This window comes from Nitratireductor sp. GCM10026969, assembly GCF_042660605.1.
Classification (GTDB): Bacteria; Pseudomonadota; Alphaproteobacteria; order Rhizobiales; family Rhizobiaceae; genus Chelativorans.
In genome coordinates this window covers 1-13,865 of record NZ_JBHSUM010000033.1, presented here as the reverse complement: position 1 = coordinate 13,865, position 13,865 = coordinate 1, and the positions used below count along the sequence as shown (strand labels likewise).

General features: G+C 64.0%; 13 protein-coding genes. 4 read left to right on the top strand and 9 right to left on the bottom strand.

The genetic code is table 11. The annotated features are described in order from the left end of the window. Positions 1-7: 7 nt before the first annotated feature. The 4 genes from ACFP9U_RS09750 to ACFP9U_RS09735 form a co-directional block, all read right to left on the bottom strand. Positions 8-1,660, bottom strand: a complete 1,653-nt coding sequence (locus ACFP9U_RS09750; protein ID WP_378620971.1) for an ABC transporter ATP-binding protein — start codon at positions 1,658-1,660, stop codon at positions 8-10. Beyond that, positions 1,657-2,535: an ABC transporter permease gene (locus ACFP9U_RS09745; RefSeq protein ID WP_378620969.1), complete on the bottom strand. Its 879-nt coding sequence runs from the start codon at positions 2,533-2,535 to the stop codon at positions 1,657-1,659. The genes ACFP9U_RS09750 and ACFP9U_RS09745 overlap by 4 nt, the downstream gene beginning before the upstream one ends. Continuing rightward, a complete protein-coding gene (locus tag ACFP9U_RS09740; RefSeq protein WP_322451251.1) occupies positions 2,532-3,500 on the bottom strand; it encodes an ABC transporter permease in 969 nt (322 codons plus the stop codon). The genes ACFP9U_RS09745 and ACFP9U_RS09740 overlap by 4 nt, the downstream gene beginning before the upstream one ends. Before the next feature lie 82 nt (positions 3,501-3,582). Beyond that, positions 3,583-5,184: an ABC transporter substrate-binding protein gene (locus tag ACFP9U_RS09735; protein ID WP_378620967.1), complete on the bottom strand. Its 1,602-nt coding sequence runs from the start codon at positions 5,182-5,184 to the stop codon at positions 3,583-3,585. A gap of 338 nt (positions 5,185-5,522) precedes the next feature. Here ACFP9U_RS09735 and ACFP9U_RS09730 point away from each other — a divergent pair, with 338 nt between their 5' ends. After that, positions 5,523-6,377 (top strand): VOC family protein, encoded by an 855-nt coding sequence (locus tag ACFP9U_RS09730; RefSeq protein WP_378620965.1) that lies wholly within the window; start codon positions 5,523-5,525, stop codon positions 6,375-6,377. Continuing rightward, on the top strand, positions 6,374-6,895 hold the full coding sequence (locus ACFP9U_RS09725) for an Lrp/AsnC family transcriptional regulator (protein WP_378620963.1): 522 nt from the start codon (positions 6,374-6,376) through the stop codon (positions 6,893-6,895). Before ACFP9U_RS09730 ends, ACFP9U_RS09725 begins: the two co-directional genes overlap by 4 nt. A gap of 178 nt (positions 6,896-7,073) precedes the next feature. Here ACFP9U_RS09725 and ACFP9U_RS09720 read toward each other — a convergent pair whose 3' ends face one another. The 5 genes from ACFP9U_RS09720 to ACFP9U_RS09700 all read right to left on the bottom strand — a co-directional run bounded on the left by ACFP9U_RS09720 (position 7,074) and on the right by ACFP9U_RS09700 (position 11,755). Next, positions 7,074-8,057, bottom strand: a complete 984-nt coding sequence (locus tag ACFP9U_RS09720) for a branched-chain amino acid ABC transporter permease (RefSeq protein WP_378621003.1) — start codon at positions 8,055-8,057, stop codon at positions 7,074-7,076. After that, complete coding sequence (locus tag ACFP9U_RS09715; protein WP_378620961.1) at positions 8,057-8,944, bottom strand: branched-chain amino acid ABC transporter permease; 888 nt, start codon at positions 8,942-8,944, stop codon at positions 8,057-8,059. Before ACFP9U_RS09715 ends, ACFP9U_RS09720 begins: the two co-directional genes overlap by 1 nt. A 69-nt stretch (positions 8,945-9,013) precedes the next feature. Next, complete coding sequence (locus tag ACFP9U_RS09710; protein ID WP_378620959.1) at positions 9,014-10,213, bottom strand: ABC transporter substrate-binding protein; 1,200 nt, start codon at positions 10,211-10,213, stop codon at positions 9,014-9,016. A gap of 47 nt (positions 10,214-10,260) precedes the next feature. Then, entirely contained in the window at positions 10,261-11,007 is a 747-nt protein-coding gene (locus ACFP9U_RS09705) for an ABC transporter ATP-binding protein (protein ID WP_378620957.1), read from the bottom strand. Beyond that, positions 11,000-11,755 (bottom strand): ABC transporter ATP-binding protein, encoded by a 756-nt coding sequence (locus ACFP9U_RS09700; protein WP_378620956.1) that lies wholly within the window; start codon positions 11,753-11,755, stop codon positions 11,000-11,002. Before ACFP9U_RS09700 ends, ACFP9U_RS09705 begins: the two co-directional genes overlap by 8 nt. 144 nt (positions 11,756-11,899) lie before the next feature. Here ACFP9U_RS09700 and ACFP9U_RS09695 point away from each other — a divergent pair, with 144 nt between their 5' ends. Together ACFP9U_RS09695 and ACFP9U_RS09690 are read left to right on the top strand one after the other, a co-directional pair. Then, positions 11,900-12,661: an IclR family transcriptional regulator gene (locus tag ACFP9U_RS09695; RefSeq protein WP_378620954.1), complete on the top strand. Its 762-nt coding sequence runs from the start codon at positions 11,900-11,902 to the stop codon at positions 12,659-12,661. Positions 12,662-13,079: 418 nt separating this feature from the next. Continuing rightward, on the top strand, positions 13,080-13,865 hold a 786-nt coding region (locus ACFP9U_RS09690; RefSeq protein ID WP_378620951.1), incomplete at its 3' end, for an AraC family transcriptional regulator.

Here is a 13,865-nt window from a genome sequence, read left to right as displayed (position 1 = left end):
CCATCATTCATGCCGCGTTTCCGGCAAAAACCGGAGGCACCCAGTCCCGCCCGGGGATCGAATCGAGAAGCTTTCGGGTATAGGCATGACGGGGCTCGGCGAAAACGGTGGCGGTGGGACCGATCTCGACGATGCGTCCCTTCTCCATCACTGCCACGCGGTCGCAGATCTGGGCTGCCACCCTGAGGTCGTGAGTGACGAAGAGGAGCGAGAGCGACAACCGGTCGCGCAGGTCGGCCAGAAGCCGCAGCACCTGTGCCTGCACCGAGACGTCGAGGGCGGACACCGGTTCGTCGGCGACGATAATCTTGGGATCCATGGCAAGCGCCCGGGCGATGCCGATGCGCTGGCGCTGGCCGCCGGAGAATTCGTGCGGGTAGCGCTCGGCCGCTGCCGGGCTGAGCTCGACGAGGGACAGCAGTTCACGGGCCCGCTCGTGTGCCTTGCGCGGGTTTTCCCCGTGCGTGATCGGGCCCTGTGCGATGATATCGACGACGCGCTTGCGCGGGTTGAGGGACGCCATCGGGTCCTGGAAGACCATCTGGATGTCGCGCCGCAGCGCCCGCAAGGTGCCGCGCCCAGCAGCCACCAGATCGGTGTCGCCGAGCATGATGGCGCCGCCGTCGGCATTCAGCAGCCTGGTCACACAGCGCGAAACGGTCGTCTTGCCGGATCCGCTTTCGCCCACCACGCCCAGCGTTTCACCCTTTTTGAGTGCGAAGGAGACGTCGTCGACCGCGGCAACGGCATTGCGCTTGCGGCCGAACAGGCCGCCTTTCGCCTCAAACGTCTTCTTCAGGCGGTCAACGCGCAGGATCGCCGGCGCGTCGTCGAAGCTGCGGGATGGCGGTGGACGCAGGGCCGGGACCGCCGCGATCAGCGCCTGCGTGTAGGGATGGCGCGGATGGTTCAAAACCTCTCTTGCCGGGCCCTGCTCGACCAGTTCGCCTTCCTTCAGAACGGCGACCCGATCGGCGATCTCGGCGACGACGCCGAAATCATGGGTGATGAAGAGGACGCCCGTGCCGAGCCGCGCCTGCAGCTCGCGGATAAGCTTCAGAACCTGCAACTGCGTCGTCACGTCGAGCGCGGTGGTCGGCTCGTCGGCGATGATCAGCTTCGGTTCGAGCACCAGCGCCATGGCGATCATGACGCGCTGACGCTGCCCGCCGGAGATCTGGTGCGGATAGGCATTGATGGCGGAGTCCGGGTCCGGGATGTGCACCTGGTCGAGCATTTCGAGCACGCGCGCCCGGCGCTCCTTCGCCGAAAGGGCGGTGTGAATGCGCAAGACCTCCTCGATCTGCCAGCCGACCGTCTTCTGCGGGTTCAATGCCGTCATCGGCTCCTGGAAGATCATGGCCATGCGCCGGCCGCGCAGGCTGCGCATCCCGGCCGGCGAAAGCTGCGACAGGTCCTCTCCTTCGAAGCGGATACTGCCGCCGGCGATGTGCACGCGCGGTTCGGGCAGAAGCCGCATCACGGCGCCCGCGGCCATCGATTTTCCCGATCCGCTCTCGCCGACGAGGCAGACGATCTCGCCGGCCTTCACCGTCAGGTCCAGGCCGTCGAGCGCGAAAGGGCGATCGGCCCCCTCCGGCAATGCCACGCGCAAGCCATCGATCTGGAGAATGGGATCGGTTGCGGTCTCGGCGGTCATGCCTTCTTCTGCCTCGGGTTGACGGCTTCGTTCAGCCCCTCGCCGATGAGGCTGAAGGCGAGCACGGTGACGATGATGGCGAGGCCGGGAATGGCGGCACAGTACCAGGCGGTGCGAAGCACCGCGCGCCCGGCGCCGATCATGTTGCCCCAGCTTGCGAAATTGGGGTCGCCGAGCCCGAGAAACGCGAGGGCCGATTCGAGCAGGATGGCGATTGCCATGATGACGGAGGCGAAGACGATGACCGGCGGCAGGGCGTTGGGCAGGATCTCGCGGAAGATGATGGAGATGTCGCCGACGCCGAGATTGCGGGCCGCTTCCACGAATTCGCGGCCGCGCAGCGACAGGAATTCCGCGCGCACGAGCCGGGCCGGCGCCGTCCACGAAACGATGCCGATGGCAAGGATCATGTTTTCAAGCGAGGAGCCGAGAATGGCGACCAGGGCGAGCAGGAGAACGAAGTTCGGGATCGTCTGGAAGGCTTCGGTGATACGCATCAGCACGTCATCGACCCAGCCGCCGAAATAGCCGGCGACCGCACCGACCACCGTGCCGATGGAAATGGCAAGTACGGTAGAGATTATGCCTATCAGGAGCGAGGTGCGGGCGCCGTGGAAGATGCCGGCGAGGATGTCGCGACCGAGCTGGTCGGTGCCAAGCGGCGTCGCCCAGTCGGTGAAGGGAGGGACCAGCGGCTCGCCGGCGCGCCGTAGCGGGTCGGTGGGCTCCACGAAACCGGCGGTCGCCGCCATGAACAGGACCAGCCCCAAAAGGACGAGGCCCAGAACGGCGGCGCGGTTGCGCCGGTAGCGGCGCCACAGAACGCGCCAGCCGGAAGGCGGCGATACCGCGACACTGCTTTCGAGGATGCTCATGACAGTTCAATCCTCGAATCGAGACGCGCATAGAGGAGATCGATCAGGAAATTGACCACGATCACGACCACGGCACTCAGGAAAACGATACCCATCAGCATGTTCATGTCGCGCTGGATCACCGCCTGGTAGGCGAGCTGGCCGAGGCCGGGGAGCGTAAAGACCGTCTCCACCACCACCGAGCCGCCGAGGATGGTGGAAAACTGGACGCCGAGCAGCGTGACGACGGGCAAAAGCGCGTTGCGGGTGATGTGATGGAGCATCAGCCGCGCTTCGCCGGCGCCCTTGGCGCGGGCCGTGCGCACATAGTCGAGCTCGGCGACCTCGATCACGCTGGTGCGCATCAGCCGCATGTAGAGCGCCAGATAGATCAGCGACAGCGATGCGGTCGGCATGATCAGGTGAAGCGCCACGTCCTTCACATATTCCCATCCGGTGTAGAAACTCGGAATCGTCTGGATGCCGCCGACCGGCAGCCAGCCAAGCTTCACCGAGAACAGGACGATCATCATCAGGCCGAGGAAAAAGCTTGGGGTGGCGTAGAAGATCAGCCCCAGCGTGCTGATGATGTTGTCGGTCAGCGAATAGGCGCGGCGGGCGGCAATGGCGCCGAGCACCGTGCCGATGGTGACGGCGAAGAAGAGGGATGAGACCATCAGCAGGAGGGTGGTGCCGAGCCGGTCCAAAAGCACCGTGGCGACGGGCTGCTCATGGACGAAGGACCAGCCGAAATCGAAACGCGCCAGCTTGGTCATGTAGATCCACAGCTGTGTCCAGACCGGCTGGTCGAGGCCGTATTCGGCGCGCAGCCGTGCGATCACCTGCGCATCGGCCCCGCCCATGTCGCCCACCAATGCGTCGACCGTATCGCCAGGGGCCAGTTTCAGGAGCAGGAAAGTCCCGATCATGATGATCAGGATGACCGGCACGGACTGGACGAGCCGTCTCAGCGCGTAACTCAACATGGACTTGTCGCCGTCCCACCGCGGTGACGGAGTCCGGGCGCGGCCCTGCCGGTGACCGGAACTCCGTCGTCCGCCCTTGTTGCTACTGCTCGAGCCACAGATCGTACCACGAGGACGAGTTCCACCGCGGCGTGTTGTGATGGTTCTTCAGCTTTTTGCTGGTCACCGAGATGAAGGGGTGCTCGATGGCGAAGATCACCGGCAACTCCTCCATCGCGAGACGCTGGATCTCGTGGTACATCTTGGCGCGCCTGTCCGGGTCGAGCTCGGAGGCGGCCTCGTCGATCATCCGGTCGAGTTCCGGGTTCTCGTAGCCGAACTGGTTCGACCAAGGCGTGCCCGCCGGGGCGCCGCTGCGCAGCCAAACCATGGTGGAGACGGCGGGGTCGGCCCGGAACTGGTGCCAGCCATTGGCGGTGTCGAAGTCGTGGTCGCGGTAGACGCCGTTGAGAAAGCCCGGCGCATCATTGGTGAGGATTTCCACCTCGATGCCGATCTCGCGCATGGACTGGGCGAAGAACTCGCCCCAGAGCTGGGTGTATTCGCCCCAGGGCGCCGGCCGGTGCCTGAGGCGGAGGCGCACTCCGTCCTCGCCTTCCGGATAGCCGGCTTCGTCGAGCAGGGCCATGGCTTTCTCCGGGTCGTATTCATAGGTGGGCACGTCGTCGGTGTAGTTGGCCCTGCCGGTCGAAGGAATCGGGCCGCGCCCCGGCTTGGCATAGCCGCGCATGATCGTCTCGATGGCGCGGTCGATATCCAGCCCATGATAGATCGCCTGGCGCACGCGCACATCCGCCAGCGCCTCGTTGCGGTGATTGAACTCGATCGTGCTGTGGGCGACGTTGTTCTCGTAGCCCTTGGTGCCGACGTCGAAGTTTGGGTTTTCGGACAACCGCACGATGTCGGCCATGGAAACGCCGATGAAGCCGGATTCGTGTATCTCGCCGGCCTCCAGCGCCGCAGCGGCGGCCGAGCGGTCGGTGATGAACCGCCACACGATGCGGTCGAGATAGGGATATTCCTCGCCGCGCCAGTAATCCTCGTTCCGTTCCGCGATGACATACTGGCCGCGTTCATACTCGACGAACTTGAACGGCCCGGTGCCGATCGGGGCGGCATTCAGTTCGTTGCGCAGCAAATCCGTGCCTTCATAAAGATGCTTCGGGAGCGGGTGTCCAAGGTCGGGCATCGCCGCCACCATGAGCTCCAGCGGCATCGGACGCGCATAGCGGAAGACGGCCGTGTGCGGATCGGGGCAATCGACCGCTTCCAGATCCGCCTGCAGGGTGGAGCTGTAGTTGAGGAGCTCCTTCCAGAAGTTCATCGCCGTGAAGGAGACGTCCTCGCAAGTGAACGGCTCCCCGTCGTGCCACTGCACGCCCTCGCGCAGCTTGAAGGTGATCTCCAGGCCGTCGTCCGAGGAGGACCAGTCGGTGGCGAGAACGCCCACATAGCCGTCGTAGGTCAGATCGATGAGCGGCTCGACGATCTTGCCGGAAATCTCGTAGACGCCCGTGGAGGCGCGCAGGGCCGGGTTGAGCACGCGCTGCTCGGAAACCATGTGAACAATGACGGTGCCCCCGCGCTGCACTTCTTCGTCCTGGGCGAATGCCGGCGTCGAGAGGGCAGCAAATACCAGAGCACCGGTGAGTGACGGCGCAAGCCATCGCAATGTCTTGAACATTTTTTCCTCTTTGTTGACCCGAGAAACCCACTATCCCTTTATCGTCGCAATGCTTTTCGAATGAAGTCAACTGATAAATTTCTCGCTATTGAGTTGGATGAGATATTCATGCTCTTTTTGCTCAATGGGTGAGTACAGTATCTGTTGCAAGGCCGGATGATGCAGTATGAGATTGCAGGATGGCTGGTCTATTCGGCCGGTACGGGCCCCGCGAGGGCGCTCACCTTTACGGAAACCGGAGACGGCGCGCGCCTGATGTGGGGCGCATGATCCAGCCCGGGAAGACCTTATCAACGAGATCGTCACGACCGGCTGAAAGATGAGGCAAAGGAGACCGCATGACCCACCCCGTCACCGGCATCGACCATTGTTATCTCCTTGTCGAGGACCTCGACCGCAGCCAGGCGCAATTCGAGCGGCTGGGCTTCACCGTTTCTCCGCGCGGAATGCACAGTCCGGCGATGGGCTCGGCCAACCACACCATCATGTTTCCGGCAGATTACTTTGAACTCCTGGGGATGGTTGCCGAAACTGCGGTCAATGCAGACAGGCGAGATCTCCTCAGCCGGGACGGGGAAGGCCTCTACGCGATCGCCTGCCGCGCCGGCGATCTACGGCTTGCCGAAACGCAGCTCGCCGCGCTCGGCATCGCGACGGGTGAGCGGCGCGATTTCGAACGTCCGGTTCCCTTGCCGCGCGGCGGCGAGGGGAGAGCGGCTTTTTCCGTACTGCCCTTTGCGCCGCATGAGGTGCCGGTAGGGCTTGCCTTCATGTGTCAGCACCATACGCCGGAGACGGTGTGGCTGCCGGAGCTTTTGGACCACCGCAACGGCGCCAGGGGCCTGGCCGGTGCCGTGGCGGCGCCGGATAATCCCGAACAGGCGGCGCATGCCTATGCAAGGCTGTTCGCCGTCGGCACCGTCACGCCGGTTCCGGGCGGATGGAGTGTCGAGACAGGATCGGCTCCGCTGACGTTCCTCACGGCCGACGCGTTGCGTGCGCGCTATGCGGACGTTGATCTATCCGCCACGCCGAAAAGCGGTTTTGCCGTCCTCCAGATCCTTGTCGATGATCTGAAGAGGGCGCGGGGGGTGCTCGACGAGGCTGGCGTAACGGGACACGAGACCGAACGGGGGATCGCGGTGGCGCCCGCGGATGCCAGCGGCGCGGCGATCGAGTTCTGCGCGCCATGACCGACAGTGCCCGCGACAACGTCAGAAGCGGCGCCCGGAGCGCGCCCGGCACGCGCGCGCTCGACGATATCGATCGCAAGATCCTGGAGGCCCTCCAGCGCGACAGCGACCGCGCCGTGAGCGAGATCGCCGAAGAGGTCAAGCTTTCCTCCACGCCCTGTTGGCGGCGCATCCGCCGGCTCGAGGAGAGCGGGATCGTCAAGCGGCGCGTGGCCCTCGTCGACCGGCGGCTGCTCAACGTCGCCATGACGATCTTCATCGGCGTCAAGGCACCGCGCCACGAGATGCGGTGGCTCGAGGCCTTTCGCGCGTTGATCGAGGACGTGCCCGAGATCGTCGAGGCCTACCGCCTGACGGGGGACACCGATTACATCGTCAAGGTGGTGGTGCCGGACATCGAGACCTACGACGCGGTGTATAAGAAAATGATCTCCACGCTGGAGTTTTCCGAGATCAGTTCCTCCATCAGCATGGAGGAGTTGAAGTTCACCACGGCAGTGCCGACGCGCTACGCCTGACGAACGATGCGGCTTCCGGATTCGACTTGCGCCTTGAATGAGAGCCGCCAAGTCATGTTCCGTAGGCGCCGCAGCCGTCAGCTATTTCACCGGTGTGCGGGGCGAATCTCGGTAGAGCCGTTTTAAAGCAATTCCAGGAAAAGTGGAAACCGGTTTTCCGTCTGGAGTTGCGCTGGATCTAAAGAGGCTTTCCAACCCATTTCGAGATGACACCGACGAGCCCCTCGCGGAACAGGAGCACGGCGACGACGAAGATCGCGCCCTGGATGACTGTCACCCATGCGCCGAAGGTGGCGAGATAGTTCTGCATGGTGACGATCACCGCTGCGCCGGCGATCGGGCCGAAGACCGTGCCCATGCCGCCGAGCAACGTCATTAGAACCACTTCCCCCGACATGGTCCAATGCACATCGGTGAGCGAAGCGAGCTGGAAGACGATGGCCTTGGTGGCGCCGGCAAGCCCGGCAAGCGTCGCCGAAAGCGTGAAGACCGCCAGCTTGTAGCGGTCCACCCGGTAGCCGAGCGAAACCGCGCGCGGCTCGTTCTCGCGCACCGCCTTCAGGACCTGCCCGAAGGGCGAATGGATGATTCGGTAGATAACGAGCAACCCGCCGAAGACGATCGCCAGCACGACGAAATAGAGCGTCAGGTCGGAGCGCAGGCTGATGAGCCCGAAGAGATGGCCGCGCGGCACGGCCTGGATGCCGTCCTCGCCACCGGTGAAGGGTGCCTGCAGCGAAAAGAAATAAACCATCTGTGCAAAGGCGAGCGTCACCATTGCGAAATAGATGCCCTGCCGGCGGATGGCGAGCGCGCCGAAGACAACTCCGAGCAGGGCGGCGGTGAGCGTTCCCGTCAGGATCGCCAGTTCCGGGGTGAAGCCCCACACCTTGGCCGCGTGCGCGGACAGATAGCTGGCGGCGCCGAAATAGGCGGCGTGGCCGAAGGAAAGCAGCCCGCCGAAACCGAGCAACAGGTTGAAGGCGCAGGCGAAGAGCGCGAAGCACAGCACCTTCATCAGGAAGACGGGGTAGAGCACGAAGGGAGCGACCAGCGAAACGGCGAGAAGCGCCAGGAAGATTGCCGCGTGGAGGCGCGGCATGCCGGCCGCGGCGTTTTGCGGCCGGACCGCATTCTCCCCGGTGTCGGTTGTCGTGACCATCACGCGGTCCTCCCGAACAGGCCGGCCGGCTTGACGAGAAGCACGATTGCCATGATGACGAAAATGACCACCGCCGAGCCTTCCGGATAGAAGACCTTGGTCAGGCCCTCGACGATGCCCAGGCCGAAGCCGGTGAGGATGGAGCCGAGGATGGATCCCATGCCGCCGATGACCACGACGGCGAAGACGACGATGATGAGGTCGGCGCCCATGTTGGGATTGACGGTGTAGATCGGAGCGGCCAGCACGCCGGCGAGGGCGGCCAGACCGACGCCGAAGCCGTAGGTCAGCGTGATCATGCGCGGAACGTTGACGCCGAAGGCACCGACGAGCGTCGGGTTTTCGACCGCGGCGCGCAGATAGGCACCGAGCCGGGTCTTCTCGATGACGAGCCAGGTGGCGAGGCATACGATGAGGGAAGCAACCACCACCCAGGCGCGATAGACCGGCAGGAGCATGAAACCCAGATTGTAGCCGCCCGTCAGGATCGCGGGAATGGAGTAGGGCAGGCCGGAGACGCCGTAGTAGTTTCGGAACAGGCCCTGGATGATGAGGGCGAGGCCGAACGTCAGCAAGAGCCCGTAGAGGTGGTCGAGGTGATAGAGCCTCGATATGAGCAGGCGCTCGACAACGACCCCGGTGATCCCGACGATCACGGGTGCAAGGGCGAGCGCCCACCAATAGCCGACGCCGAGATAGTGGAGCAGCATCCAGGCCACGAACGCGCCCATCATATACTGCGCGCCGTGCGTGAAATTGATGATGTTGAGCATGCCGAAGATGACGGCGAGCCCCAGACTGAGCATGGCATAGAACGAGCCGTTGATCAGCCCGAGCAGAAGCTGCCCGAACAGAGCCTGCGGCGCAATTCCGAGGAGCTCGAACATGAAGCCTCCCATCGGCCTTCACGAAGACGGCATGCCGATGCAGCGGCATGCCGCCCGTGTCGGCGCGGATTACTGGACCAGTTCGCAGCCACCTTCTTCCATCGGCCTGAACGCCTGATCGGCCGGAATGGTGCGGACGACGTTGTAGTAGTCCCACGGGCCCTCCGATTCCTCGGGGCTCTTCACCTGGAGGAGGTAGAGGTCGTGGATCTTGCGGCCGTCCTGGCGCACCTCACCCTGCCCGAACAGCGGGTCGTCCGTGGGCGTTTCCTTCATCTTGGCCATGACGGCCTCGGAATCCTTCGTGCCCGCCGCCTCGACGGCCTTGAGGTAGTGCAGGATCGACGAATAGACACCGGCATGCACCATGGTCGGCATGCCGCCGTGCCTCTCGTTGAAGCGCTGCGACCACTCCCGCGTCTCCTCATTGACGTCCCAGTAGAAGGATTCCGTCAGCATAAGCCCCTGCGCGGTCTCGAGCCCGAGCGCATGGACGTCGGTGATGAAGATGAGAAGGCCGGCAAGGTCCTGGCCGCCCTGCATGATGCCGAACTCGGCCGCCTGCTTGATGGCGTTGGTGGTGTCCGCGCCGGCATTGGCCAGTCCGATCACCTCGGCGCCTGAAGCCTGTGCCTGAAGCAGGAAGGAGGAAAAGTCCTGGGCCGGGAAGGGATGGCGCACCGTGCCCAGAACTTCGCCGCCGGCTTCCTCGACCACTGCCGCCGTGTCACGCTCCAGTGCGTGCCCGAAGGCATAGTCGGCGGTCAGGAAGAACCAGGTATCGCCGCCTTCCTGCACCATCGCCCGGCCCGTGCCGTGGGCGAGCGCCCAGGTGTCGTAGGTCCAGTGGATGGTGTTGGGCGAGCACTGCTCTCCCGTCAGCTCGGAGGCGGCCGCGCCGGAGACCAGGAAAATCTTGTTCTTTTCACGGGTGATCTGATTGACGGCCAGCGCCACCGAGGAGGTGGGCACGTCGGCGATGACGTCGACATTCTCCTCGTCATACCACTGGCGGGCGATGTTGGAGCCGACATCCGGCTTGTTCTGGTGGTCGGCGGAAACGATCTCGACACCGATGCCCTTTTCCTCGGCGCCGAAATCCTCGACCGCCATGCGGGCGGCCACCACGGAGCCCTCGCCGGAGAGGTCCGCGTAGGTGCCGGAGCGGTCGTTGAGCACGCCGACTTTGACTGAGATGTCCTGCGCCAGCGCCGACCCCGCCGTCAGGGCCGCGGCGAGCGACGCGAGAATGAACGATGCCTTCTTCATGCCAGTCTCCTCCTCTTTTTGACGCCTTTCGCGCCCTTTCTCGTTCCTCAGACGCCCAGATAGGCGTGCAGCTTGTCGATATTGGCGTCGAGTTCCTCATTGGGGATCATGTCTGCGACCTTCCCCTGCTCGACGATGAAATGCCGGTCCGCCACGGACGAAGCGAAGCGGAAGTTCTGCTCCACCAGAATCATCGTGAAGCCCTCCTGCTTCAACCGGGCGATGGTGGCGCCGATCTGCTGCACGATCACCGGCGCGAGCCCCTCGGTGGGCTCGTCGAGCAGCAGGAGCTTGGCTCCGGTGCGCAGGATGCGGGCGATGGACAGCATCTGCTGCTCGCCGCCCGACAGCTTGGTTCCCTGACTGGAAAGCCGTTCCTGGAGATTGGGGAAGAGCTGGAAGATGCGCTCCACCGGGAGCCCGCCGGGGCGTACCTGCGGCGGCAGCATCAGGTTTTCCTCCACGGTGAGGCTGGAGAAGATCCCCCGCTCCTCCGGCACGTAGCCGATGCCGAGCCGGGCAATGGCGCGGGCGGGCAGGCCGATGGTCTCGCGCCCGTTGAACTTCACCGAGCCGGCGCGTTTGCCGAGGATGCCCATGATCGCCTTCAGCGTGGTGGTCTTGCCTGCGCCGTTGCGCCCCAGGAGCGTGACGACCTCGCCGCGGCGTACGTCGAAGGTGACTCCGTGCAACACATGGCTCTCGCCGTACCAGCCCTGAAGACCGTCGATCGACAAGAGCGGCGCTGCGGCCTCGGCCGGAGCCGGGCGGTCGGCAAGGGCGGCCTCAGGCATGTTCGGCTCCGATATAGGCTTCGATCACCTGCGGGTTGGACGACACGGCGGCATAGTCGCCTTCTGCAAGCACTCTGCCGCGTGACAATACCGTGATCCGGTCGGACAGCGAAGCCACGACGGAAAGGTTATGCTCCACCATGAGGATGGTGCGGTCGGCTGAAATGCGCTTGATGAGCGTGGAGATGCGCTCGATGTCCTCTTGCGCCATGCCGGCCGTCGGCTCGTCCAGAAGCAGCATCTCGGGATCGAGCGCCAGCGTGGTGGCGATCTCCAGTGCCCGCTTGCGGCCATACGGAAGCTCGGTGGCGAGCGTGTCGGCGAAGTTCGACAAGCCCACTTCCTCGAGCAGCGTCCCGGCCTCGCCGTTGAGGTGGCTCAGGACGCGCTCCGAGCGCCAGAAATCGAAGCTGCCGCCGCGCCGGCGCTGCAGGGCGATGCGCACATTTTCAAGTGCCGTCATATGCGGGAAGACGGCGGAGATCTGGAACGAGCGGACGAGACCGAGGCGCGCGATGTCGGCCGGCGCCATGCGGGTGATGTCGCGGCCGTTATAGACGATCTTTCCGCGGGTCGGCTGGAGGAACTTTGTGAGCAGGTTGAAGCAGGTGGTCTTGCCGGCGCCGTTGGGCCCGATCAGCGCGTGAATCGTGCCGCGCGCGACCTCGAGGTCGACGCCGTTGACCGCCAGGAACCCTTTGAATTCCTTGGTCAGGCCGGCCGCCGAAAGGATTACCTCCCCAGCCATCTCCTCCCGATCTCCTCTTCCCCGGATCTACGTCCAGGTTGGACTTCGGACGCTATAGGGCCTTTCCGGCGGAGTCAAATATTTTCATTGGCGAGTAAAAGTGTTCATATGTATGAACAAAGCATGTGACGAAGGGAGGAGCGCGTGCGGGTAAGACAAGTCGAAAACCTTCTCGATCTCCTGGAAGTCTATGCGCGGCAGAAGACGCCGCTGACCCTGACGGCCTTGTCGAAGGCTCTGGACATACCGAAGTCCAGCACCTTCAACCTGATCGAGACGCTGCTTGCGCGCGGCTTTCTGTACGAGACCCGGCCGCGCGGCGGCTTCTATCCGACGGGGCGCCTGCTCGATCTGGCCCGGGCCATGACGGAAGGCGACACGCTCCTCCAGCGCATCCACGGGGAATTGGAGGCGCTCGCCGAAGAGACGGGCGAGACCACGCTCCTGGCCGTGCGCGACCATGCCGACGTCGTCTATGTGGATGTCGTGGAATCGCAGGCCCACATCCGCTACTTCGCGAAGGTGGGGGACCGGCGCCCGATCTACACCACTTCCAGCGGCAAGGCCATTCTCACCACCTATCCGCCGGCGGAGCGGGAGCGCATCCTGTCGGCGCTCAGCTACGTTCCCCATCAGGAAACGACCGTAAGAAACGCCCGGGAACTGGAGCAGCGGCTCGAGGAGGCCATGGCGCGCGGCTGGTGCGAGGATCATGCCGAGTTCACGCCGGACGTGATGGGTCTCGGCATACCCGTCTTCGACGGGGAAAGGCGCTTCGGCCTTGCCGTCGCCGGGCCGCTCTATCGCCTTTTGGGAAGGCGCGCCGACATCGCCGCCATGCTGCGTGCGGCCAGGGAGCGGATTCAGCGGATCATGGGGCGCGGCACGTTCGTGCAGGCCGGGTAGAGCGGTTTCCCGGCTAAATAATCGACCAGCGGCCGGCCCTGCCCGCCGGCACGCGCCAGTCGCCGGAACGGCGATGCCGTCCCGGCTGCTTTCGTGAGTTGCGCTTGCATCCGACGGATGACATCGTTCGACACATCCGGGGCTCGGTGCTGGCCTGTGCGGGGGTGGCCCTCAACGAGGTGCGTCAGGGTCTCCGGGCGGGCAATTCGTTTATCACGCAATCTTTACCAAGGGCATACTCTGTGTATATTGTTGTCAAATCTGGCCGGTTTATCAAAATAACTGCGGAAGTCGGAGGTGAGGCACTGGGGGGACTGTTCAGGCGCATGTCGAGGGGCGGCAGTACCGAACTGCTTCATCAATACAGGTTCCTTTTCAACGGAGCGGATCTCTGCCGCGCCCGCGCCAGGGCAGCGGAATGCTGAACAAGCCGGACGCGTTGCGCCGTTTCGAGGAACAGCGGCGACAGATAAACAACGAGGCGTTGAAGATTGTACCCGAGGAGGCGGGGCCAAGGGCGGCACTGGTGACGGGAGGTGTTGTCTATTCCCTGCGGCCGCCCGGCTCGCAGACGTTTGATCTGGACAGCAGTCATTTCGTTGCCGTCATTCTTGCACCTTGCCGCGGCTTTGCAGCGAAGTTCGGCGCCCACGAGCCACCGGAGGCTGACGCGCCCGTCGGCACGACGGTGGTCCGCCCCATCGGCTGGGAAAGCACCTTGAGCTGGTCGTCGACCATCGAAAAAACACTGGTGTCCATCGACCGGCATGCATTCCAGGAACTTGCGGAGAATGAATTCGACACCGACGACCTGGAGTTGCGCCCGCCGGGTGCCCCCGCGGTGGACCCCTGGGCGTTGCAGCTTGCGGAAAGGATAAAGCTGGAACTCAAGCAAGGCGGCCCGTTCAACGAGCTTTACCTGGATTCCGTCGTAACGCTTTTCGGCGTCCACCTCCTGCGCAATTACGTCCGCGTCAGGAAAGAGCCCAGCGTCAGCGGCGGACTCCCGCAGCGGGAAGCGAAAAGGGTGCAGGAATACCTGGCCGAAAACTTTACCCGCAAACTGTCCGTCGGCGAACTTGCGGCGCTCTGCAACCATTCACCCAATCACTTCATCCAGGCATTTACGAAGACGTTCGGACAGCCGCCTTACAAGTTCCTCACCAACATGCGGCTCGATTTTGCCGAGCGTCTGCTTGTCGAA